Annotated in this window: 17 protein-coding genes; 3 read left to right on the top strand and 14 right to left on the bottom strand. The window is 51.5% G+C overall.

Annotation, left to right across the window (positions count from 1 at the left end; all coding sequences use genetic code 11):
• Positions 1 to 172: 172 nt before the first annotated feature.
• From QMG16_RS18615 to QMG16_RS18600, 4 genes are all read right to left on the bottom strand, one after another.
• On the bottom strand, positions 173 to 1513 hold the full coding sequence (locus tag QMG16_RS18615) for an ABC transporter ATP-binding protein (protein WP_281796672.1): 1341 nt from the start codon (positions 1511 to 1513) through the stop codon (positions 173 to 175).
• A gap of 5 nt (positions 1514 to 1518) precedes the next feature.
• A complete protein-coding gene (locus QMG16_RS18610; RefSeq protein WP_281796668.1) occupies positions 1519 to 3255 on the bottom strand; it encodes an ABC transporter permease in 1737 nt (578 codons plus the stop codon).
• A gap of 436 nt (positions 3256 to 3691) precedes the next feature.
• Positions 3692 to 4795 (bottom strand): general secretion pathway protein GspB, encoded by a 1104-nt coding sequence (locus QMG16_RS18605; protein ID WP_281796665.1) that lies wholly within the window; start codon positions 4793 to 4795, stop codon positions 3692 to 3694.
• Complete coding sequence (locus QMG16_RS18600) at positions 4796 to 6649, bottom strand: ExeA family protein (RefSeq protein ID WP_281796664.1); 1854 nt, start codon at positions 6647 to 6649, stop codon at positions 4796 to 4798.
• A gap of 474 nt (positions 6650 to 7123) precedes the next feature.
• Between QMG16_RS18600 and QMG16_RS18595 the strand changes: the two genes are divergently transcribed.
• Both QMG16_RS18595 and QMG16_RS18590 read left to right on the top strand, forming a co-directional pair.
• Positions 7124 to 10483 carry a trifunctional glycoside hydrolase family 18/polysaccharide deacetylase/glycosyltransferase family 2 protein gene (locus tag QMG16_RS18595; protein WP_281796661.1) on the top strand — a complete coding sequence of 1120 codons (3360 nt, stop codon included), beginning with the start codon at positions 7124 to 7126 and terminating at the stop codon, positions 10481 to 10483.
• Between the two features lie 89 nt (positions 10484 to 10572).
• The gene (locus QMG16_RS18590; protein WP_281796660.1) at positions 10573 to 11715 is read left to right on the top strand and encodes a glycoside hydrolase family 26 protein; all 1143 of its coding nucleotides are present in this window, start codon (positions 10573 to 10575) and stop codon (positions 11713 to 11715) included.
• Positions 11716 to 11837: 122 nt separating this feature from the next.
• On the opposite strand, the gene scpB is transcribed toward QMG16_RS18590, so the two are convergent.
• The 8 genes from scpB to queD all read right to left on the bottom strand — a co-directional run bounded on the left by scpB (position 11838) and on the right by queD (position 18209).
• Positions 11838 to 12632, bottom strand: coding sequence for a methylmalonyl-CoA decarboxylase (gene scpB, locus QMG16_RS18585; RefSeq protein WP_281796659.1), 795 nt, complete (start codon positions 12630 to 12632; stop codon positions 11838 to 11840).
• 47 nt (positions 12633 to 12679) lie between these two features.
• Complete coding sequence (locus QMG16_RS18580; protein ID WP_281796657.1) at positions 12680 to 13522, bottom strand: sugar phosphate isomerase/epimerase family protein; 843 nt, start codon at positions 13520 to 13522, stop codon at positions 12680 to 12682.
• Positions 13523 to 13542: 20 nt separating this feature from the next.
• Positions 13543 to 14379, bottom strand: coding sequence for a sugar phosphate isomerase/epimerase family protein (locus tag QMG16_RS18575; protein ID WP_281796654.1), 837 nt, complete (start codon positions 14377 to 14379; stop codon positions 13543 to 13545).
• A 42-nt stretch (positions 14380 to 14421) separates the two neighbouring features.
• On the bottom strand, positions 14422 to 15642 hold the full coding sequence (locus QMG16_RS18570) for an inositol-3-phosphate synthase (RefSeq protein ID WP_281796652.1): 1221 nt from the start codon (positions 15640 to 15642) through the stop codon (positions 14422 to 14424).
• A gap of 57 nt (positions 15643 to 15699) precedes the next feature.
• Positions 15700 to 16164, bottom strand: coding sequence for a preQ(1) synthase (gene queF / locus QMG16_RS18565; protein ID WP_281796649.1), 465 nt, complete (start codon positions 16162 to 16164; stop codon positions 15700 to 15702).
• A 103-nt stretch (positions 16165 to 16267) separates the two neighbouring features.
• Positions 16268 to 16975: a 7-cyano-7-deazaguanine synthase QueC gene (queC, locus tag QMG16_RS18560; RefSeq protein WP_281796647.1), complete on the bottom strand. Its 708-nt coding sequence runs from the start codon at positions 16973 to 16975 to the stop codon at positions 16268 to 16270.
• Positions 16976 to 17180: 205 nt separating this feature from the next.
• A complete protein-coding gene (locus tag QMG16_RS18555) occupies positions 17181 to 17828 on the bottom strand; it encodes a radical SAM protein (protein WP_281796645.1) in 648 nt (215 codons plus the stop codon).
• On the bottom strand, positions 17829 to 18209 hold the full coding sequence (gene queD, locus QMG16_RS18550) for a 6-carboxytetrahydropterin synthase QueD (protein ID WP_281796644.1): 381 nt from the start codon (positions 18207 to 18209) through the stop codon (positions 17829 to 17831).
• 494 nt (positions 18210 to 18703) lie between these two features.
• Here queD and QMG16_RS18545 point away from each other — a divergent pair, with 494 nt between their 5' ends.
• Positions 18704 to 19786: a hypothetical protein gene (locus QMG16_RS18545; RefSeq protein WP_281796642.1), complete on the top strand. Its 1083-nt coding sequence runs from the start codon at positions 18704 to 18706 to the stop codon at positions 19784 to 19786.
• Positions 19787 to 19992: 206 nt separating this feature from the next.
• Here the strand turns inward: QMG16_RS18545 and rpsA are convergent, their stop codons facing one another.
• Both rpsA and QMG16_RS18535 read right to left on the bottom strand, forming a co-directional pair.
• Positions 19993 to 21201, bottom strand: a complete 1209-nt coding sequence (gene rpsA / locus QMG16_RS18540; RefSeq protein ID WP_281796640.1) for a 30S ribosomal protein S1 — start codon at positions 21199 to 21201, stop codon at positions 19993 to 19995.
• 516 nt (positions 21202 to 21717) lie between these two features.
• Positions 21718 to 22833: an ExeA family protein gene (locus QMG16_RS18535; RefSeq protein WP_281796637.1), complete on the bottom strand. Its 1116-nt coding sequence runs from the start codon at positions 22831 to 22833 to the stop codon at positions 21718 to 21720.
• Between the last annotated feature and the right edge of the window lie 139 nt (positions 22834 to 22972).

Here is a 22972-nt window from a genome sequence, read left to right as displayed (position 1 = left end):
AGAACCTAGGGTTGAACAAATCTGGTTGCGTAATTATCGCGCTGGAGTACTAAGTTACGAAAATCCACAGGATCGGATTCTTCCTGTTCGACAAGAGGCGCCCCCACTTTCCCTTCTCCCCAAAATATTATTATATAGCCTTTAGGATAGGCTCTCAGGATCCCTTCTCGGATTACTCTTCCTTGGCCGCGGGAGCTCCGGGGGCAAGAGAGGCCGAAGGTTCCAGGTAGATGATTCCTGTATTGTCTTCGTAGGCCAAGATCTCTGCATAGCGCCCCCAGTTTACGGCTGTATCCAGCTGTCGCTCGGCTTCGTCCACGGGAAATTCCAATTCCAGCGCTGTTTGAACGACTTCCCATTCCAGTCGATGTTTGTCTGCGGCTCTCAGCATGGCTATCATCCACTTGAAAATGGGAAGGCGCCGGATACGGGAGGCAAAGATTTCCTTGCGTGCCAGGATGCTGGCTTCAGCAAAGGTTTCGCCCAGGGAAGTCAAAAGGATATCGCCTTGAGTGATCGTAGCAAACCCCAGCAGCTCCGCACTTTCCATCAAGAGGAGGAGATGATCCGAATTCAATTTCAATTCTTCGGCCATCCGGTAGATGTCTGCCCGGTAGTTGGGCATTTCAGCTACCCGTTCGAGCAGCCCCGTTAGTTCGTTGAGGGTGATGTGGGGGAGCGAGCGCGTCTTCCCGGGTTCACCGGGCGCGGTTCCCAGTTCCAGGTATTCCGGCAGCGTCTGCCCGGCCAGTATGGCATACACCCGGTCCACAACCTCCAGAAATTTTGGATGCTTCCTCACACGAGGATGAATCAGAGGGACTCGCAATTCCTTCACCACACGACCCGGCTCTTTATCCATTATGACGATTCTATCCGCCATAAAAACCGCTTCTTCAATACTGTGAGTGACCATGAGGAGGGCGCGGGTGGGAATGTTGCCACTCGTCCACAGTTCCAGCAGTTCTCCTCGAAGGGCTTCGGCGCTGAGCACATCCAAAGCGGAAAAAGGTTCGTCCAGACAGAGGAGTTCAGGTTCCACGGCCATGGCACGCGCAAACCCCACCTTTTGGCGCATTCCCCCTGAAAGTTCACGGGGATAAGCGGTCTCAAACCCATCGAGACCGACTCTGTCCAGCAGATCGAGCGCCCGTGTGGTGCGCATTTTTTTCGGAATTCCACGGGCCTTGAGCGCCACTTCGACATTTTCCAAAACCGTGAGCCAGGGGAAAAGGGCGAAAGTCTGAAAAACGATGGAGGCGTGGGGGTTTACACCTTTCATGACCCCTCCGCGATAGAAAACCCGTCCTTCAGAGGGAGATTGCAGACCGGTGATGAGTCGCAGCAGAGTGCTTTTGCCGCATCCAGATGGCCCAAGGAGAGCAACAAATTCACCTTCGTTTAAAACAAGATTTACATCTTGAACCGCGGTAAAACTTCTCTGCCCACTGCCGTACACCTGGCTGATATGTTCCAGCTTCAACAGGGGGGTATCCACATTATCCATCTGCATATGCATCACTCCATGCGGTAGCGCTCTTCGGCCAACCGGTAAAGCCGCCTCCACCATAAACGGTTGATGGTGACAACCATGAGAATCATGCTGAGAGTGGCAGCCAGAAGAAGAGGATAATCTCCTACTGCCGTAGCGTGAGCGATTAGAGCCCCTACCCCCACCGTGTGAAATTCTTTCCCGCCAAATTGAGCGTACTCAGCCACAATGCTTGCATTCCAGGCGCCTCCGCTGGCAGCAATGCCTCCGGTGATCATGTACGGAAACAAGGCCGGCAAAATGAGATTGCGCCAGCGTTCCCATCGATTCATGTGTAAGAGGACGGTGGCGTATTTCAAATCCTGCGGAATCACGGCCGCCCCGGCGATGATATTAAAAAGCAGGTACCACTGGGTTCCCATGAGCATGAGCAACACTGCGGCCAAGTTCAGGCCGCCCGGCAGATTCAACAAAAAAAGCAGCAAGACGGGGAAGAGGGCCGTGGCCGGCACGGAAGCAGCGATTTGCACAATGGGTTGAAGCAACACGGCAAGCCGTGGATTGGTGCCGATGGCGACTCCTAGCGGCACCGTCCACGCCAAAGCGATGAGAAGGGTCACCACCACTCGCAACAAAGTAGCAATCAGGCCGATGCCGATTTGGCCCCACTGATACATGGACACTCCAAAAAGCATTTTTCCGGCGCGGTAACTCCCGTAGAGCATCAGCACGGCAAAGATGATCTGCAGGAAAATACCCACTCGGAATCGTTTTGCACTCCATCGGGGTAACCTCACGGGCAGCTTCATCGGTTTCGCAAGAAGGCTGCCGACAGCGGCAGCCAGATACTCGTTCACAAACTCAACCACCTTGATACGAACCCATTTCAGCAAACGCGAACTGACCAGAGCATCATAAAACCAGGATGTGGGCGGGACTTCGCCTTCGACCATTTCCAGTTTAAAGCGATCCGACCAGGCCAAAAGAGGTCTCCAGACACACTGGTCCAGCACAACAATGACGAGCACCAACACACAGATCCCCCAGGTGATCGCTTCGGCATCTCCCCGGTTCGCTGCTTCTTGAAGGTAAGCCCCCATGCCGGGCAAACGAAAATCCCGCTGCCCTACAGTGAAAATCTCGGCTGCCATCAAAAAGAACCATCCACCGGCCCAACTCATCATACTATTCCAGATGAGACTGATGGCCGCAAAGGGAAGCTCCAGAGTTTTGAAGCGCAAGGCCCGTCTGAAACCAAAAATGGTGGCAGCTTCCCGAAGCTCCTTGGGAATGGTGATGAGTGACTGATACCAGGCAAAAGTCATATTCCAGACCTGGCTCGTAAAGATGAGAACAACAGCAGCCAGCTCTACGGCAAATCTTTGAGGCAAAATGGCGGTTAAGCTCAAGAGCACAACGGGCAGAAAAGAAAGGATGGGAATGCTCTGAAGAATGTCGAGGATCGGGAGCAAAACCCGCTCAGCCGAACGATGCTTGGCGGCAAGAGATCCATATACCATTGTAAATATAAATGAAAGAACATAGGCAGATGCCATCCGCCGGAGGGAATACCCCACATACCAGGGTAAGGCGGCGGGCGAGAGGGATATCTCAGGACCTCGGACCACTGCCGCTGCACCGTGAGACAGGTAAACACCGATGTAGAGGACCACAGCGATACCGGCGAAAACGACCACATCTCCCCAGGCGATGAAGTGGTCACCTTGCGCCCCCACCTTGAACACATGGGACGATTGAGTCATGGGCATGCCACCGGTTCAAAAAAGCGAGTTGTTGTATCCATTGAAAGATTCTCCGTCAATCTCGGATCCTTCTCACTTTACCAGGGAAAAAGCTCTTCTGGTGGTGAGGTCCAAAGCGCTTTTCCTGCATTCCAACCTTCTGCTCAAGGCACCGTGTAACCATTCACTACCCTTTGCATATCTGCAGATTACGCAGAAAGGGAAAAACAGCCAATGCCAAACTTTCTTTATTCTCTATGCTCTCCGCGTCCTCTGCGGTGAACGGTTAACACACCGTAGTTTCAGGTGGAATTCCAAGGAAGTGAGCCGCTTTTGAAATCCCCCTTTACCACGGAAGCACAGAGATCACAAAGGAATCCCATAAGAATTCCAAAATCTTCTCCGTGCCCTCCGTGTCTCCGTAGTGAATAACGGGATATTGGAATCCGCCAACTCCCTAAAAAACTTTCTGGAGAAATCTGCGGCCCTTGTAACTGAAGATAGCCCCATCCTGGGTAATTTCCTCAAGCTTCAATCCGGCAGAAACTTCCTGTCCTTCACGTGTGGTGCGGCCGTCAATGATGACCATCCGGTCTGCAGGTTTTTTGGAATATACGAAAACGCTGAAAGACATTTTAGGGATCTGCAACTGTACATCCAGAGGCAAATCGGCCAAAGTGGGAACACTTGATTTCTTCGCCGTTTCCGCAGGGAGAGGTTCGGGAGACAGCTTTGCTGTGGGAGGAGAAGGTGGCCGTTGTGGCGCGGTCATTGCCGGAGAATTCAGAATCGCCTGGAGCAATTCCTTGGGGTAGGCGGGTGAGGAGGAGTCATCTGATCTCGCAGGGCTATTTTTCGTTGAATCGGGAGACAAAGATTTTCCAGCACCCCTTTTATCTGCTTCGCTCCGGCCTGCGGAGGAGGCAGTCGAAGGCTCTTGGGGAGTAGAAGCGACCCTTGTCACAGGTTCTGCAATCCTGACATTTTCATCCCTGTTTTTTGGACGGGAGGAAGGTTGAGCAACGGGTTCCTCCTTGGAAACGGCCTGAGGAGGCACGACAGCTTTGCGTGGAGAGATCTGATTTTCAGTCTTCTCGATGCTCTTATTCTTTTCTGTAAGCTTTGAGATTTCGGTTTTTTCTTTGGGAGAAGTAGTCGTTCCATCCACGAGTGGATGCACCGCCGCAGTTTGCATTTCAGCCGGAGACGCGGTTTTGTTGCCGCTCATCCGAGATTGGGAACCCTTCGGGGAATCAGGCGATGGAATCGATGCCGAAGATTCGGAATGTGCCTGATCTCCTTCAGATTTCGCAACATTTTGAGCCATCTGTCGCTCAACGCCCGATGGGGCGATATCGGCTTGTTTCTCTGAACTCCAGGGGCGCAACCACCAGAAGAGCAAACCGGCATTCAGGAGAAGTGCCAGGAAGAGCAGGTAGGGCCATAAGGCACGCTTTTCCGACTTCAGTGCAGGAGTCGCCTGCACTGTCCGCAAATTCGGAACTTCACCACGCTGCCGATCCTCTTCAGATTTCTTCAGTGCATCAAGAATGTAGGACATTTACCGGCCATCCTTTTTATTGCCCCACAATAACGGAATCCCCTGCCCCAAAGCGGTATTGATCCGAATCAGAGTCTGAGGTCCCACCAATCCATCCGGCTTCAGTCCGTGCGCAATCTGAAACTTCTTCACCTGCTCCGTCAAGGTTTTATCAAATACATCAATTTTCCCAAGGGGTTGAATCGGTTTTCCCTGAAGATTGGCAAGACGGGATCTCACCCATCCTACAACCGGGCCTTGATAACCCCCTTGAAGCACCCGCTCATAACCCGGCGGCGGCTTCCACAGCAAAGTATAGTCTCCTCGCCACCACTGGGCGATTTCAGCAATGCCAACTGATAAGGTTTCGCCACTGGAAGATAAAGTGGCCTCTCGCCCGTTCAGGGAACTCAAAGTGGCATAAAATGCCTGACCGTTCTTGTTGTGCAATTTCAACACGGCGGGACGATTCAATTTGGACAGTTCATCCAAACCTCCTGCAGCCGAAAAGCATTGCAGTCCCTGACTTTCCGCCTGCCGGCAGTCATCGCCGCCGGCATCCCGCCGAAACGTGATCTTCCATAGCTTGAACAGAGACTCGTAGGCACTCGACTGATTATATACATGAGGTCTGTCTGCCCAGCTTTCGAGACTCCCCGAATTCACCTTTTCCGTCGTCGCATTGCCGGGAGCAACAGCAGCACTGGAATTAGACCTTTGTTCCGGTTCTTGCGATGTTGTCAATGAAGGCATCGGTCTCCGATACGCGGGAGAGGCAATGACATTTTCCGGCTCCGGTGCGGGTGCGGTCACCGGCACTTCCCTTGTCTTGGCATCCGGGCTCTTATCATCAGGTGGATCCAGTGCTTTGGGCGGTTCAGCCCCTTTCGGAGATTCCACTACTTCAGGGACCTGGACCACATGGGCTTTCAAATCGGGCAGCTTGTGGTCGTAAAAGGGTTTGTAATAGTAAAAAGCTCCTCCCGCCAGGAAGCCCGCGGCAAGGATTCCCAATCCGATATAGGCCCTATGCAATTTCTTTCGATGAAAGCCGCCTTCGGCTTCCATCTCGCCGAACACCTCTCGAGCCGCTCGTTTGAGTGTCTTCTTATCGACCCGCTTTTTGTTTTGAGCATAAGTCCCAAGCAAGGAGCGATCACACAGGAGATTGATCAGCCGCGGAATGCCACCACTCATGCGATAGAGTCTGTCGAAAACCGAATCTGAAAAAAGCTCGTTGCGCATGCCGGCCACGGCGAGCCGGTGATTAACATAGGCCGACATGTCCTTTTTTGTCAACGGCCCCAAGTGGTAGCGGGCAATGATACGCTGAGCCAATTGGCGCAACTCGGGGCGGGCCAGGAGGATTCTCAGTTCCGGTTGACCGATGAGAATGATCTGGAGCAGCTTCCTTTGGTTGGTTTCCAGGTTGGTCAGGAGGCGCATCTGCTCCAAAACGTCCGTGGACAGATTCTGTGCTTCGTCGATGATGAGGACGGCCTTCAATCCCCTGGCATTGGCGTCCAAAAGGTAGGCATTGATCTTATCCACAAAAACTTTGACGCTCGTAGCACCTTCGGCGTAAGGAATACGAAATTCATCGCAAATGGTGGAGAGCAACTCCAGAACGCTCAATTTGGGGTTCAGGATAAAAGCCACCACACAATTTTCCGGCAGTTGTTCCAGCACACAGCGGCAAATGGTTGTCTTCCCCGTCCCCACTTCACCGGTCAGCAGCACAAAGCCCCCGTCACTATTGATGCCGAAAAGCAAGTGCGCCAAAGCCTCCCTGTGCTGCTCGCTCATGAACAGATAACGCGGGTCCGGAGCGATGGAAAAAGGCGTTTCCTTGAAACCGAAATATTCATTATACATAGGCTTTGAGACTCAACAATATTCCTGGAAAAATTTTTCGAATTATATGTAAGACTTTTTCCCTATACAAGCACAAACCGGCACGGCTGATAGCCGGGGAACATTCGTTTGTCCAAAAAGATTCAACCGGTAGAAGATGCTTTTAACCCTAGGGGGTCATCATTTCAACAGATCCGTAGAGAATACGGATATTCTCCTTATGATTCCAAATATATACAATAGGCAGAGTAAAAGAGTAAAGCGGACGACTTTTTGACTCTCCAAGTTTCTGTTCGGGTATAAATATTTTGCTTTGACATGTTCAACGGTTAAAATATGCTACGTCGCCCACTGGGTACGGCTATTTTCTGACTTTGCACCGAGTTTGACGTGCTTCTGCCTCCCGTGGAAAAAGCCTCAAGATGGAGTTCAAACAACTTTTTTCGTGCATACGCATTCGGTTCTCGTTTCCTTTAGCCGTTAAGGTTTTGTTTTATGGGTGAATTAAAAATTGACAGTTTTGTTTTCCTGGATGCTCGTGGAAAACGCTGGCCACGCTTGCGTAAATGGATTTTCTTTATAGGGCTTTTTTTCTCTTTAGCCATTATCCTTTTCATTCAGTCACTCTTCGTAACTTCACAACTTCAATTGCCTGCATCCGTCCGGCAATTGAAAGCCCGTTTGAAGGTGCTTCAAAAACAGGAATCCGGAAGCCCCCCCAAGACCACTAATCCCCTCTGGCTTCAATATTCCAGGGGAGGGCCAGGAGCCCCTAAACAGATATATGCAGCACAAAACGCAGTGGAAGGAGCCGGCAAGAATCGCACCAGAGAAGTCGTGCTTGGGTTTTATCAGAACTGGGACTCCAGGAGCTTTGAATCTCTAAAACTGCATGCCGATCAAATGACACATGTCTCTTCCCAATGGCTAACCATTGCCGACGGCCTGGGGACTCTCGTGTCAAACCCCGACCCTCAACTCCAGGCTTTCTGCGCAAGCAAAGGTATCGTCCTGATGCCGCTTTTGGACAACCTCATTGGAGACACCTGGCAGCCTGAAGCCGTAGAAAGTTTGGCCAACGGCCCCGAAGCCAGACAGGAGCAATTCATCTCCAACCTGATATCCCGACTGACCGCCCTAAAGGCCGGCGGGGTGGTAATCGATTGGGAGCAAGTGGACCCAGCCTACCAGGAATCGGTCACGGCTCTGGTACAGAAAATGGCGGTCGCACTTCATCAGCACAATATGGAACTCTGGTTGAGTGTACCTATGGGACAGGACCTCAAGGTATACGACCTGGAGACCCTGGCACACAGTGCAGACCAGTTTATCGCCATGCTGAGCGACGAGACTTCGGAAACCGATCCCCCGGGCCCCATCGCTTCCCAGGAATGGTTCAATGGCTGGGTGGAGTCCATGAGCGATTATGGAACTCCTTCCCAATGGATTATCGGCGTTGGATCTTACGGCTACGACTGGACCATGGATGGCAAGAAGGCTGAAACCATAAGCTTTCATGATGTCATGACCCGTGCCGGCCGTGCAGGCCTGACGGATTTTGAGCTGGATTCGGCATCCGGAAACCCTCATTTTTCTTACGAAGACGAGGATACGGAACATACCGTTTGGTTCCTCGATGTCGCCACATTCATCAATGAAATCCAAAATGCCCGAGAGAACATGACGGGAGGAATTGCCATTTCCCAACTTGGCAACGAAGATCCGGATATCTGGAAGGCATTGAAGTTCATCCGCGCCCCCCGACTGAAGGCAGAGATGCTAACGGACCTGCAGCCGTTGAAGCCCGAAGGCATCATTACGCATGTGGGTACGGGAGAATTTATCACGGTGGACGACGATCTTTCCGAGGGAGCACGCAGGCTTACTCTGGATGCCGACGGGAAGGTCTCCGAACGTTATGAAAAATTTCCCAATTATCTTACTCTATGCCATATGGGCGAAGGCGATGACGATCAGGTGGCTATTACGTTTGACGACGGTCCCGATCCCAAGTGGACGCCCATTATACTGGATGTATTGAAAGAAAAGGGAGTGAAGGCTGCCTTTTTCGTTGTAGGTGCAAAAGTTGAAGCCAATCCGGACCTGGCCGAAAGGATCGTGCGAGAAGGACATGAAATTGGAATACACACTTACACACATCCCAATCTGGCCATGGTGTCTGCAGAACGGGCGCTTCTCGAATTCAATGCGACAGAGCGTTTGATCGAAACGATTACCGGACGATCCACCATTCTCTTCCGCCCTCCATACAATGCGGATTCCCGTCCTCAAAATATGGATGAGATCGTGCCCATCAAATGGGCCAACGCCCTAGGGTATCTTACCGTCATGGAAAACATTGATACGGAAGACTGGGCACGACCTGGATCCGACGCTATTCTTCAAAGGGTCAAACAAATGCGCCGCGCTGGAGGAAACATCATCCTCATGCACGATGCCGGTGGAGACCGCCGCCAAACGGTGGAGGCCCTGCCTCACATCATCGATTATCTGCAGGCGAGAGGAGACCGAATTTCTTCTTTGGGTCAGGTATTGAACGAGTCACCGGACTTTCTCATGCCCCCCGTGCAGCAGAGCAGCCAATCGGTCACCCGGTTTGTAAGCGGCAGCGGATTTCGCATGTTACACATTGTTGAGAATTTCCTTTGGGCATTCATGATCTTGGCGACCTTTCTCATTGTCTTACGCACCCTGATCGTTGCCTTTTTTGCACTCGAAAACAGACGTTCACCGGCACAATCCGAGGAAGACCTTTTCCAGCCCCCTGTGAGCATCATTGTCGCAGCCTATAACGAAGAAAAGGTCATAAAAAGCACTCTGCAGAATCTGCTCAAAACCCGTTATCCAGGACACTTTGAGGTAATCGTCATCGATGACGGATCAAAAGATCGAACCGCCGAGATCGTCGCCGGACTGGCCGCAGCCGACTCCCGGATTCGCTTGATTCGGCAGCCCAACGGGGGCAAGGCACGCGCATTGCGCAGGGGGATCAACGCTGCAGCTAACGAAATTCTGGTCATGCTGGATGCAGACACTCATTTTCAGCCGGATACCGTAGAGCGCCTCGTTCAGCCCTTTCGAGACGAGACGATAGGTGCGGTTTCAGGTCACGCAAAAGTAGGAAACATGCGGACGTTTATCGCCCGTTGTCAGTCCCTGGAATACACGTGCGGGTTCAACCTGGACCGGCGCGCCTACCATCAGTTGAACTGCATCACGGTGGCCCCGGGCGCAGTGAGTGCTCTCAGGCGAACCGCTATTCTGAAGGCTGGGGGAATCAGTACCGACACGCTTGCGGAGGATACCGACCTGACTCTCAGCCTCCACAGGTGCGGGTTCCGTATCGCCTATGTACCCCAGGCCATTGCATGGACAGAGGCTCCTGAAACCCTTCGCACCCTTGCCAAACAACGTTTTCGGTGGGCGTTTGGAACACTCCAGTGTCTATGGAAGCACAGGGATCTCGTTTTCGATACCCGCTACAAGGCCCTTGCGTGGTTCAGCCTGCCAAGCATCTGGCTTTTCCAAATTCTCCTTGTGGCTGTCGGTCCCCTGGTGGATGCCTTCCTCATTTATTCGATGCTTTTTGGGATCGGTGAATCCGTTTACGTTTATTTTCTCATTTTTCTGCTTATGGATCTCTTTCTGGCCGCATTGGCCTGTTTGATGGAAAAGGAATCCCTGGGACACGCCTGGCTCATTATCCCCATGAGGTTCATCTACCGTCCCCTCCTCAGCTGGGTCATCTGGAAGTCCATATTCAGGGCCGTGCAGGGGGTCTGGGTAAGCTGGGGCAAATTGGAACGGACGGCCTCCGTGCCAAACCACCTGTAGTATCAGGGACTGTCCGGTAATCCTTCTCCCCACCGCTTCCCAAGAAGGCGAGAACGACTCATGGGCAGCCTGTTAACAAGGACCTCTTCATGATTTTTCGGTACAGAAATCTCAACACTCGACCGTGTTTCCCAGCTCTCTTGATGGTCGGCATTCTTATAATGTCGCTCACCTTGTGCGGTTGCCAGGAAGAGAGCTCTCCAAGGATCCAGGAAGCCCGTTCCCAGGTGACGGTTTTTCCGAAAAACGGGGCCTATACCGGTGCATTCATGGACTTTGGCGCTACCGAAGACGAGATATCTCTCGACATCCTCGAAGATTTTGAAAAAATGTCGGGAAAACACCAGACAATCGTTGCGTTCTCGAGCTTTTGGGGAGAACAGAACTTTCCCATGAAAAATGTGCAGATCATTTCCCATTATGGAGCCATACCCCTCATTTTCTGGTCCCCCTGGGATCGTCCTTACGCAGAGGATCGGGGCCCCGACCGTTTCAATTTGAAGAATATTCTGGCTGGAATGTGGGACAACTATATCGATCAGTGGGCAGATCAGGCAAAAGATTACGGCAAACCCATCCTGGTTTCCTGGGGACTAGAGATGAATGGATACTGGTTTCCCTGGTCAGGATATTTTTATGGTGGGGGAACACCGGTAACAGAAGGAGAGCCCAACCGATATCAAGGACCGGAAGTCTTCAAGCAAGCTTACCGATATGTCGTGAATCGCGTCAGAACCCGCGGTGCCAAGAATATCTTGTGGGGATTTCATGCAAACAACTTCACCTATCCGGATGAACCATGGAACTCCATGGATCGGTACTATCCCGGCTCAGACTATGTCGATTGGCTCGGATTGAGCGTTTACGGCAAACAGCTTTCAGATGACGATTGGATCTCCTTTCATACTGCCATGAATTCCGCATACGAGAACATCTGCAAACTGGATTCCACAAAGCCGGTCATCGTGGCAGAATGGGGTGTAGGCGAATTCCCCCGCGCAGGCAGCAAGTCGGAGTGGATTCGTGAGGCTTTCACGGCACTCGAAACGGAGTATCCTCGGGTAAAAGCCGCCGTCTACTGGCATGAACGCTGGAGAAACAAAGACGACACCTACAGCAACCTGCACATCAATTCCTCACCGGAAGCTCTGGAGGCGTATCGAGCCGGCGTAGCGGCCCCGCATTGGCTGGGGCATTTGCAGTATGAGATAGAAAAACCCAATGTGCAATGACAGAATTTTCCAGAAGGGTGGAACGAATCACCTTCCGGGTTTTCATTTTGGCAGGCAAGAAGAGACCGTTTCCAACCACCGGAGGTCCAGGGACACCTGCCGAGCTAATGATTTCGTCCAGCCTATTTCCCCTGAAAAACCGCTTTTCGCTTTTCCTGAAAAGCTTTCACTCCCTCTTGATAGTCGGCGCTCCCGTATACCGAACGGCAGAGTTTCCTCATATATTCCCATACCTCCGGCCGGAGAGGGACGGCATTACACAAAATACGGGCTTGTTCCTTCGTGCTTGAAAGGGTAAGAGGAGACTTGTTTGAGATTTCCCTGGCCATCTCATAGGTGAATGTTTCAAGCTCCTCCTCCGGCACAAGAAAATTGAGAAGGCTGATCCGCTCCGCTCGTGCCGCATCGATGGGCCGGGCTGTAAAAAACATCTCTTTGACGATATTCAATGGAAGGCGATTCAAAAACCGAAGAATGCCCCGGGCGCTGTAGGGTACGCCAAGATTTGCGGGAGTCACGGCAAAAGAACAGGTAGGGTCCCCAAAGACCAAATCGCAGGAGAGAGCAAACTCACAGGCTCCTCCCCAGACGGAACCGTGAACCATGGCAATGACCGGTGCAGGGAAATGGGTGATTTTTTGCAGGAGGAATTCCAAGGGATCGTTTTGGTCGGAAGTAAACTGATCCTTTGTATTCGCCAGTTCTTTGATGTCATATCCTGCAGACCAGATGCTGCTGCCCTTTACCGCGCGAAAAACGACCACACGAACGCCTTTTTCCTGCATTGCATCCAAAGCAGAGGAAATCTCCGCAATCATCCGACTATTGAAAGCATTTCGACTTTTTGGGCGGTCAAATACAATGGTTCCGATGTACCCTTCGATATGGACCTCAATATAGGACAAATCTGATCCCACTCTTCAATCTCCTGCCTGCTTTTCCCGAGAGGAAATCACTCACCTTCTCAGACGGGCGTTTTGGTGCTTTTCCGCCACTTTTCCAAGTATTGGAAGGCCTCTTGAGCGGCTTCGGCGGCCCGGCTTTCATAGGTGTAGAGTTCCACGGTCACGAACCCTTCATACCCGATCTTGTTGGCTGTTTCGAGTATCCCCGGAATATCGATTGCTCCCTTTCCCAGCATGAGGTGGTGATGCTCACGGGAAGCCGCAATATCTTCCAAATGAAAATGATGTATGAAGCCTTTCATATCCCTCATGAGTTCAGCAGGGTCTTCAGACACACAAAAGAAATGTCCTATATCGAAGTTGATTCCGAACACTTCGGGATCGAGCTCCCTGAAAAATTCTTTGAACTGAGTGCTGTTTTCGATAAGAAGTCCCGGTTCGGGTTCTATGAGGATCCGGATTCCCCTTTCCCTGGCTCTTCCCTCGACCGAATCGAGGCCCTCCTTGAAAAAACGAAGCCCCTCTTCCCGGGGTAATCCATCCAGAGGCCCTCCCGGTTCAGTGGAAATGGCCGGGGCTCCAAGCCTCTCCGCAAGATCGATGCATGCAAGGGTATAATCCACCCGTTTGGCTCTGAGCACCGGGTCCTTCTCTATCCACGAGGGATGATAGGTGTCTCCGTCCGCATGGTGCATGAAAGCATTGATATTGGATATTTCAAGACAATTGTCGTCCAGGGCTTTGCGTATGTCGCGGATATCCCCCGCACTCAGATGGGGGGGGTAAGCATGCGGAACATCGGCCATGATTTCAATGCCCTGATATCCCACCGAAGCTATAATGCGGATTGTATCCAGAAGATTGTAACGAAGAAACGCGTTGGAACTGAAAGCAAACTTCATTCTCTTTCCTTTCTTTTGCGTCAGACAAGGCTCCGCAAATAGCTCAGAGCACTTTTTGCAGCCGCTTCGGGCTGATGGGGATAGGTATAAAGCTCCACGGTTATGAAGCCTTCATAATGATGTCGGCCCAGTGTTTCAAAAAGACTCCCAAAATCCAGATCGCCCCTCCCGGGAATCAGGTGGTAGTGTTTTCTGTCTTTTATGTCCTCGATGTGAATATGAAAAATCCTCTGCCCCAGCCCGCCGATCACCTTCTGCGGATCCTCCCGCAGAAGGTGGCTGTGCCCTAGATCAAGATTGGCGCCGAGATTGGGCAGATCCAGCCCGTCCAGCAGCGAGGCGAGTTCTTCATAGCATTCCACGAGAAGTCCCGGCTCGTATTCGATTCCAATGCGAATGCCATGGTCATGAGCATACTCTGCAACTTCTTTCAGAGACTGCCTCAGAAAATCGAGAGATTTTTCCGGAAGAACGCCGGGAACCATCCGGCCGGATGTGACGCTCACACAGGGTGATCCCAGGAAGCTCGCCATGTCGATACACTTGCGGGTATAATCGATGCGCCACTGCCTTTCTAAAGGCTCGGGATGAGCCAGCGAAGGTTCGAAAAGCGGCTCCCAGAAGGATCTGCCATAATAGCCGACGGCCGTATTGGCATTGAGATTGGCCACGCGCAGCCCTGTTCGGCTCAGATGTTCTTTCAATTTCTGAAGATCTGATACAGATACGGAATCGGCATAAAGATGGGGGATATCAGCCAAAAGTTCAATGCCTTCATAGCCCGCCGCAGCTATCTTTTCCACTGCATCGAAAATGGAATATTGAGTGAACGCATTTGTACTGAAAGACACTCTCATTTTGCTCTAATACTCAACAATCGGCAATCCCTGTTCGAGCCGTCAGGCCACCCGGTCATCTCCGCCACCGGCTTTCCTTGCGTAATTCAGCAGCATCTCGAATTGCTCGTTCAGACGGTATTCTTCCACGCCCATCGGCGCCTTGAAATAGGAGGCAAGATGGGGCATCAGTCCCGATTCTCCGCGCCTTTTAGCCAGTTCGGCCAGGCGGACCAGGTCCAGAACCAGGGGGGCGGCCAGGAGGGAATCATATCCCTGCCAGACGAACTGGAGGGACATCTTGGTGCCGAGGAACCCCTTGAAATGAATGTAATCCCAGGCCGTTTTCTGATCGTCCAGGGAGGGGACGTAATGGATATGGACTCGAGAATGGGGCGTATAGCCCAGGATCTTTGAAAGCACCTGGTCCTTGCTCTTTATTTTCGATTCCCTGTTTTCCGGATGGTCCAGAACGCATCCATCCATATTGCCGAGAATATTGAAGCCCTCCCAACTCAGAACCTGCAGATTCCGGCACAGGAACATGGGCGCCAGGGCGGACTTCACCAGGGTCTCTCCGGTTTTTCCATCGTTTCCCATAACAGGGACCCCATTTCGCTCCGCCATTTCTACCACTGCCGGTATGAGGGCCCCATTGGACGGCGTAAAATTGATGTAAGGACACCCTTCCTGGACAGCGGCATAGGCATAGATCGTGCTCGCTCTCACCACATCGAGATCATTGCGGTCCAATGCGGCTTCAAAAGCCCCCAGGTCATGATGTACCTCCTGAATCGGCAGAGGTGGTTCCGTTGAAGCCAGATTGACCACGACGAGCTCATCCAGCGATTTTCTCTCTTTGAAGCTCCGGAACTGGCCGCAGATCGCCGCGACTTCCTGCCGGATCGATCCCTCGTCGAACAAAGTTGAAACAGAGAGCTTTCGGATGGCCTCCCCGCAATTCCTGACCGTCCCCATTTGGATATCACGCTCGATGGCCATAAGATCTTCATCGATCTCTTCCAGAAACTCGGAACTCAGGGCACCCGTTTCCCGGACAACATGACGGGCTGCATCCCGGAGTCGTCCCTTTCGCAGGTCACATCCCCCAAACTCCAATCGATCCAGGGAGACCAGCCCGAGCTCTTTGAAACTGCCGGTTTCCGTGATCATACCCGTGGTTTCTTTCGTTCCCTTTCTGAAAGACAAGGCTCCAAGGATCACAGTGGTCGCAATGGAACCCAAAGCTCCCACCAGCCATACACCGATTCTCCTATTGCTCATGGTAAAGCCAACCCTTTCGAATATCGAGACCAGCGGCAGTAAATCACCAGGTTCAAGTTACTCTCTTCCCCCCCGATAAGTGCTCTTGCCGAGAGGCAAGGGGCTGCAGTTGGGCGGAAGGCTTCCCGTTTCCACGACCACATCGATGGGGATTCCACCGCGGGCAAACCATAACCCCACAACCCTTATGTACTTGGGAGCCAGAGCTTCACGCAGGCGATTGTGCACGTACACCGTACAATCCTCGTGAAATGTCCCGTGATTGCGAAAACTGTTCAGAAACAATTTGAAGGACTTACTCTCGACGAGGCGATCTCCGGGAACGTAATCCACAACGAGGGTGGCAAAATCCGGCTGTCCCGTAAGGGGACAAACGGTGGTGAATTCCGGGGCGGTCAGGCGCACAGTATAGTCCACATTGGGATGGGGATTCGAAAAAGTTTCCAACGGAGCATTTTCAGGTGAGGAAGGGATTTCCGCTTTTGCCCCCAACTGAGTCAATCCGGAATAGTTCGTCGTCATTCAATTCTCCACATCATGAACAAAAAAGCCATAAAACAAATCGTATCGAAACTCCCAGAACGGTTCACGCACAACAGTTACCTGGTAAAACGGTGCAATCGCTTCAAGCAAAAGGAGCGTAGCGCGTAGGATCAGGAATTCCCGCTTCGGCAAAACCCTTCTTGCGAAGCAGGCAACTGTCGCAGTGTCCGCAGGCGAGTCCCTCCTCATCCGGATCATAGCACGAATGGGTGATGCCGTAGTCCACTCCCAATTCCATACCTCGCGCAATGATCTGAGCCTTGGTCAGGTGAATGAGGGGCGTATGGATTCGGAAATGCAGCTTGCCTTCCACCGACTCCCTGGTCGCCAGGTTGGCCATCCGCTCAAAGGCCTCGATATATTCAGGGCGACAATCCGGATAGCCCGAATAATCCAAGGCATTTACTCCGACAAAAATATCCGGGGCGCCGAGGACCTCCGCCCATGCGAGAGCATAAGAGAGAAAAATGGTATTTCGGGCGGGAACATAAGTGGCCGGAATTCTCTTCTGCATTTCCTCCGGAGAGACATCCCTGGGAACAGCAAGGTCATCGGTCAATGCCGATCCCCCGATCCGCCGAAGGGGAACTTCCAGGATCATGTGCTCACGAACTCCAAGTGCCGATGCCACGCGCCGTGCGGCTTCGATTTCTACACGGTGCCGCTGATGATAATCAAAACTGAGCGCACAAGGCTCATAACCTTCTGCCTTGGCTATGGCCAGACAGGTAGTGGAATCGAGTCCCCCTGAAAACAACACCACGGCCTTTGCCGATTGCTTTTCCGGCATATTGTATACCTCGTTTTCAAATGGCCCCCGCACTTCACGACACGAGGCCATCATCCGCTTTCTGCTGCATAACAAAAGATTTGAGGAGACGCCACTCAAAACCGAACCGATCCATCAGGAGATATCCTTCCAGATGAGATCCTGACTTCTCGACGACCTTGGAAGTCAAGGTTTCAACCCTTCACAGTATAAAAGGATCCGGATATCACACTCCCCGCCGATCGGGACTCCAGATTATTTTTTGCAATTGCAGGTTGAGCCGCACCCGAAGACGGTCTTCCAGAATCCATTCGGTCAATTGTTTCGGCTCCAGCAACCCGAAAACAGGGGAAAAGTGGATTGTATTTGCGCGAGAACAACCGCACAAGGTTCGGCGGGCTATCTCCCTGGCAAATATATAATCCTCCCTGTCCGCAATCACGCATTTGACCTCATCCTGCTCCGTCAAACGCTCGACATTGGTAAGATCATTGGAATCCGATTCCCCGCTGGACGGGCATTTGAAGTCGACAATTTTGATGCAGCGGTTGTCGACCCTTGAAATATCCTGACTGCCGTTGGTTTCCAGAAGAACCCTGTATCCATGATCGATCAAACGGGTGATGAGTTCTGGAGTCTCTTCCTGGATAAGGGGTTCGCCGCCGGTTACTTCCACAAGCCCACAATCTATCAACTGCAAACGATTCAGGATGTCGGGAATCGCCATCCCTTCCCCTTCATCGTAGGCATATTGTGTATCGCAATAGGAACAACGGAGATTGCACCCCGAAAGCCTCACGAAAATGCACGGCCATCCCGCATAAGTCGATTCCCCCTGGATACTGTAGAAGATTTCATTTACCGCAAGAGCCACTCAATCCTCCCAGTAGATAGCACCGGCGCCGGGTGTTTCACAGACTTTGACTTTGGAAATCTTGACCGTCCCGTCATTCAGTGCTCGAGAAAGTTCCCGGTAAAGAAATCCGGCAATATTTTCCGAAGTGGGGTTCTCATCTTTAAAGGCGGGCAGATCATTGAGATCACAATGGTCCATCCTGCCAAGAACTTCCTTCACGGCATTCTTGATATCACGGAAGTCGATGGCGATTCCGATTTCGTTCAATTTTCTGCACTGCACATACACTTCTATGATCCAGTTGTGTCCATGCACTCGGGCACAATCGCCGGGATATCCGCGGAGTCGATGCGCGGCGGAAAAATGTGTTTTCACATAGACCTCAAAAACTCCAGGCATTTAAACCTCCGTTCCTGCCGATATATTCCTGTCCGGGTTTATATGAAAAAAAGCTCATGGTTTATGGTTCATGGCTCATGGTTCATAGCTCATGGTTCATGGCTCATGCTAACATCACTTTTCAAGAGCTTTTCCCGCTTCCCCTGTTGTCTTTGTCTTCTTTCATTTTTCGTTGCGACCGTTCCGGCCGTGGGAGTTAAAAAAGATTCCCCTCTTAACATTCTTGATGTACAGGCCGCAAATTTAAAATTTATAACTTTTTCAGCAGGCCAAAGAAAAGACCGGTTGAAACTCTCTACGACACATGGAATCAAAAAAACCAGACTGCGGGAATCAGATTATGGAAAAAGGCTGGACGCTGAAAGGCTTTTATCGGATAAAATAGCGTCTCCAGAAGAGATCAAACCTCACAGGAGTCAAGAGAAGGTCCGGCCTGATTCCATTCAAAGACGCACAAGAAATTCCAACGCATCCTTTTTGAGATGGAGACTATTATGAAAAACTTTGTTTCAAAATGGATTCCGTTCTCGGGAATGTTGCTGGGACTCCCCCTGCTCGGTGTTTATCTGAAAGGTGCTCCCATCGGCAACTACCTTGAATTCCCCCCAAGAACACACTATGCGACACACGCTCCCTTTTCCTGGAGCGCATTTGTCGCCTACTCTTTCTTGATCGTCCTCACGACCGCCCCTTTGGGATGGCGATTGTTTCACGCACAAAAGGAGAAAACAGGTTCCCCACCCAAGCGCTGTCCGTTTCCCTGGTGGGGATGGGCCGGACTTGCGGCCGGTTCCGTTTCATGGATTCTTGCCTGGAACCGATTCGCCTGGTTTGCTCCCTTCCAGGCCTATACTTTCACGCCTTTATGGCTTTCTTTCATCCTGGTTGTCAATGCCGTGGGATACAAGATGAGAGGACAATGTCTCCTGGTGAATCATACGCGTTTCTTCCTGCTGCTCTTCCCCGTCAGCAGCCTTTTCTGGTGGTATTTTGAATACCTCAATCGATTCGTTCAGAACTGGCATTATCAGGTGCCCCGCTACGACGCTTTGCAATATTTCCTTTCCAGCACCCTGCCCTTTTCAACCGTTCTTCCAGCGGTCCTGAGCGTACGGGAATGTCTGATCGGCTGGGAGCGTCTTCAGCAAGCCTATGCTAACTTTCTTCCCCTGAGGCCTTCTCACCCCAAAGCATTGGCGGCCATCGTTCTGGCGGGTGCAGGCATGATTCTCACCGGTGTCGGTGTCTATCCGGATTATTTTTTTTCTTTCCTGTGGGTCTCTCCGTTCCTCATCATGGTCTGCCTCCAAACTCTTGCCGGGGAAAGGCACATCCTGTCGGGAATCGCCGAGGGGGACTGGCGGTTGGGTATGGCTTCCGTAATGGCGGGACTGATCTGCGGCGGGTTTTGGGAAATGTGGAACTATTACAGCCTGGCACGATGGGAATACACCATTCCCTTCGTGCAGAGGTTTGAACTTTTTGAAATGCCTTTACTCGGATACGCGGGCTATCTGCCCTTCGGACTGGAATGCGCCGCAGTGGAAAATCTGATGCGATCGGCGGAAAGGAGTTGAAATTTGAAATGGTTCAGTTTTCCTAAAATCACAGGAAATTTCATGGAGGATTATATGCCGCAAACGGCTGAAACCTTGACTTCAGGGTCATCGAGAAGTCAGGGTCTCAGCCGCGCAGAGTATAGCAAGAGGTGCGCAACGCGAAGTCACGAAATTCTCTTGCTATAGAATCCCCCTGTCCGCTCTCGGAAGTTTCAGAAGACGCTCTATTTTTTATTTTTTTTCGAGAGCTTGGCCTTCAGCATGTCTCCCAGCGTCCCCATGGATTTTGGTTTTTCTTCCAGATAGCTTTCATAATCCCCGGTTGCATCCTCTTCTTCGTCTCTGCGATTGTCGAGAACCATTGAAAGGGAAATCCGCTTGTTATCTTTATCCAGAGATTCAATTTTGACCTCCACGGTTTGGCCGACCGCGAGCACCTCACGGGGATGATTGATGCGTTTGCCCGCACCCAATTTGGAAATATGCAGCAGTCCGTCCACCCCTTCGCCAAGGGAAACAAAAGCTCCGAAATTGGTGAGACGCACCACAGTGCCCCTCTGGTAAGATCCCACGGGATACTTCGCTTCCGCCGTGTCCCAGGGATCGGGCAATGCTTCTTTCAGACTGAACGAAAAACGGTCATTCTCCCAGTCCAGCTTGACAATCACCACCTCCACTTCCTGCCCGACATTCAGAACATTGCGGATATCTTCCACTCTCCCCCAACTGATCTCAGAAACGGGAAGCAATCCCTCGATGGCTCCAATATTGACGAAAGCGCCGAAATCCCGAATGGAAGTGATGACACCCTTGACGGTCATTCCCTCCTGTAGGGATTTCTTCAAAAGCTCCTTCTGGGTCTGGCGTTCTTCTTCCAGAACGGCCCTGTTGGAGACGATCACATTGCGTCCCTTTTCAGCATATTCCGTGATCTTAAAATGAAGCCGCTGTCCAATAAATTGACCAGGATCATTGACCCTGTGCAAACCCATCTGCGAAAAAGGACAAAAGCTGCGCACGTTTCCGGCAATTTTGACTTCAAAACCGCCCTTGATCTCTCTTTCCACCAAGCCTTCCACAGGAATGCCGTTTTGCCATGCTTCTTCCAGAAACCGGCGCGCACTGTCCCCTGCACCGATCTTGGTAGTGAAAAGTTTTTCGTTTTGACCTTTCGAAAGGAAATACGCCTGGATGGTATCGCCTTCTTTCACTGTGAGGCGGCCTTCGGCATCCAGGAATTCCTTGCTGTCGATATATCCTTCGCTTTTACCTCCGAGATCGATAAAAACGGTCTCAGGGGTGATCTTGACAATCACCGCCTTCACCTTCTGGCCCGGCTCCAATCTTTCGGGTTTTATAAAACTCTCTTCCAGAAGTTCGGCAAAGCTCTTTTCTTCGTTTTCCTCAAAACTCTCCTGATATTCTTCTTGCATACAACTTCACCAGCCTTTTGATTGGATGACTTGAATGCAGCCTATTCAGCCGCAAGGATCAGAAAAACTCCTTATCAAACATTGTGCACAACATACCAAGCAGGCAACTACAGGGTGACCATGGCATCAACCGTGCCTGCTCACCTTTGCAGTTTTCACATTTTCGGTCTGTTGATGGAACCCAATATCATATCCGGGAATTCTTCGCCACTGCCGCTCGATTCTTTCCTCCAAAGCCTCAGGGGAATCGCGGAGAGCATCGAACTCACCGGTGCCTTTGACTTAAGGGAGTTGGCGGATTCTAATATCCCGTTATTCACCACGGAGACACGGAGAGCACGGAGAAGATTTTGGAATTCTTATGGGATTCCTCCGTGATCTCTGTGCCTCCATGGTAAATGGGGATTTCAAGAGCGACTCACTCCCTAAAAACGCTCATTCGTACCGATCCACTTCTCCCGGGGATTCCACGGTTTCCACCATTCCTTGAAGATCTTGCTCAGATAGACCTTGGATTTATTCCACACCTGGAGACTCGGAGGTCTTGGATTTTTCTTCCCGGTCCACAGTTTCAGGCACCTTCTTACGAATCTTCAAAGTATTCTGGATGCCGGAATCGAACTGGGAAGGCATAGGAGCGGCAGCCTTCTTTTGCAAAAGCGTGCCTTGACTCTGCTGAGACGCACTCATGCGCGTCTTGAGCATCCCCAATCCCGCAACATTCGATAGAATCCATTTGCCATAGGGAGAAAGCAAAAGCAGCCCGGCAATAAAAACCAGGACGGTAATGGAAATGAAAACCCATTTCCATTGCCGTCCAACCTGCTTTCCCTCCAGATCGGCGATCATTTCTTTGATGATTTTGTCGGAAACGGGCTTTTTCATATAGCCGTAGCCATTGATCAGGGCATTGTCACAGAGGATGTTGATCTTTCTCGGTATGCCAGCCGAATGTCGCACGATACGTCTCAAGGCCCCCCGATCGAAGATGCCGGCACTCCTGCCTCCCGATGTCAATAAACGGTGCTCGATGTAGTCGTAGCTCTCCTTTTGGGAAAGGGGAGCGAGTATCGCATGCACTGCAATGCGCTGACGAAGCTGCCTCAACTCGTTCAGGTTCAAAATACTCTCGAGTTCAGGCTGACCGACCAATACGATCTGCAGAAGTTTGTCCTTGGATGTCTCCAGATTGGAAAGCATCCTCAGATTTTCGAGAGTCTCCACCGGCATGTTCTGGGCTTCATCGATAAGAAGCACCACATTATTTCCCTGTTTGTACTCCTCGATCAGAGCCATGTGCAGGCTGTGAACCATCTCAAAAGTCTGGTCCGACGAAAACTCCACACCCAGTTCCCTTCCAATGAATTTCAAGAGGTCTCCGTAAGAAACATTGGCATTGAAAACAAAGACGGTTCTGATGTGGTCGTGGTTGATTTGTTCCAGGAAGGAATGAAGGATCGTCGTCTTTCCGAGACCGACCTCCCCCGTAACGGCGATGAATCCCTTCCTTTGTTGAACCCCATAGATCATCGCAGCCAGGGCTTCTTTGTGACTCTGGCTGAGATAAAGGAATTCCGGGTCCGGAGTGATATGAAAAGGCTCTTTCTTGAGTCCGTAAAACTCTAAATACATCTTATGGCCACCTTACATTAGCGGGAAAAAATCTATCCCTTCAGAAGATACGAGGCGTCCCTCGGTACCGCCATTCCATTAGAAGTGTGGTCAGGGAGGCGACACACTTCCACCGGATCGAAATCGTGACACCCGCGGG

Source organism: Desulforhabdus amnigena (assembly GCF_027925305.1).
Taxonomy (GTDB): Bacteria; Desulfobacterota; Syntrophobacteria; order Syntrophobacterales; family Syntrophobacteraceae; genus Desulforhabdus; species Desulforhabdus amnigena.
Note: the sequence above shows the minus strand (reverse complement) of the source record. Positions and strands in the feature narration are given on the sequence as shown.

Coding starts and splice junctions, on each gene's coding strand:
- QMG16_RS18535 (WP_281796637.1), bottom strand. CDS start 22,833: ATGTATTTAGAGTTTTACGGACTCAAGAAAGAGCCTTTTCATATCACT.
- QMG16_RS18545 (WP_281796642.1), top strand. CDS start 18,704: ATGAAAAACTTTGTTTCAAAATGGATTCCGTTCTCGGGAATGTTGCTG.
- QMG16_RS18575 (WP_281796654.1), bottom strand. CDS start 14,379: ATGAGAGTGTCTTTCAGTACAAATGCGTTCACTCAATATTCCATTTTC.
- QMG16_RS18600 (WP_281796664.1), bottom strand. CDS start 6,649: ATGTATAATGAATATTTCGGTTTCAAGGAAACGCCTTTTTCCATCGCT.
- QMG16_RS18595 (WP_281796661.1), top strand. CDS start 7,124: ATGGGTGAATTAAAAATTGACAGTTTTGTTTTCCTGGATGCTCGTGGA.
- QMG16_RS18570 (WP_281796652.1), bottom strand. CDS start 15,642: ATGAGCAATAGGAGAATCGGTGTATGGCTGGTGGGAGCTTTGGGTTCC.
- QMG16_RS18610 (WP_281796668.1), bottom strand. CDS start 3,255: ATGACTCAATCGTCCCATGTGTTCAAGGTGGGGGCGCAAGGTGACCAC.
- queC (WP_281796647.1), bottom strand. CDS start 16,975: ATGCCGGAAAAGCAATCGGCAAAGGCCGTGGTGTTGTTTTCAGGGGGA.
- rpsA (WP_281796640.1), bottom strand. CDS start 21,201: ATGCAAGAAGAATATCAGGAGAGTTTTGAGGAAAACGAAGAAAAGAGC.
- QMG16_RS18580 (WP_281796657.1), bottom strand. CDS start 13,522: ATGAAGTTTGCTTTCAGTTCCAACGCGTTTCTTCGTTACAATCTTCTG.
- QMG16_RS18605 (WP_281796665.1), bottom strand. CDS start 4,795: ATGTCCTACATTCTTGATGCACTGAAGAAATCTGAAGAGGATCGGCAG.
- queF (WP_281796649.1), bottom strand. CDS start 16,164: ATGACGACGAACTATTCCGGATTGACTCAGTTGGGGGCAAAAGCGGAA.
- QMG16_RS18615 (WP_281796672.1), bottom strand. CDS start 1,513: ATGCAGATGGATAATGTGGATACCCCCCTGTTGAAGCTGGAACATATC.
- queD (WP_281796644.1), bottom strand. CDS start 18,209: ATGCCTGGAGTTTTTGAGGTCTATGTGAAAACACATTTTTCCGCCGCG.
- QMG16_RS18590 (WP_281796660.1), top strand. CDS start 10,573: ATGATTTTTCGGTACAGAAATCTCAACACTCGACCGTGTTTCCCAGCT.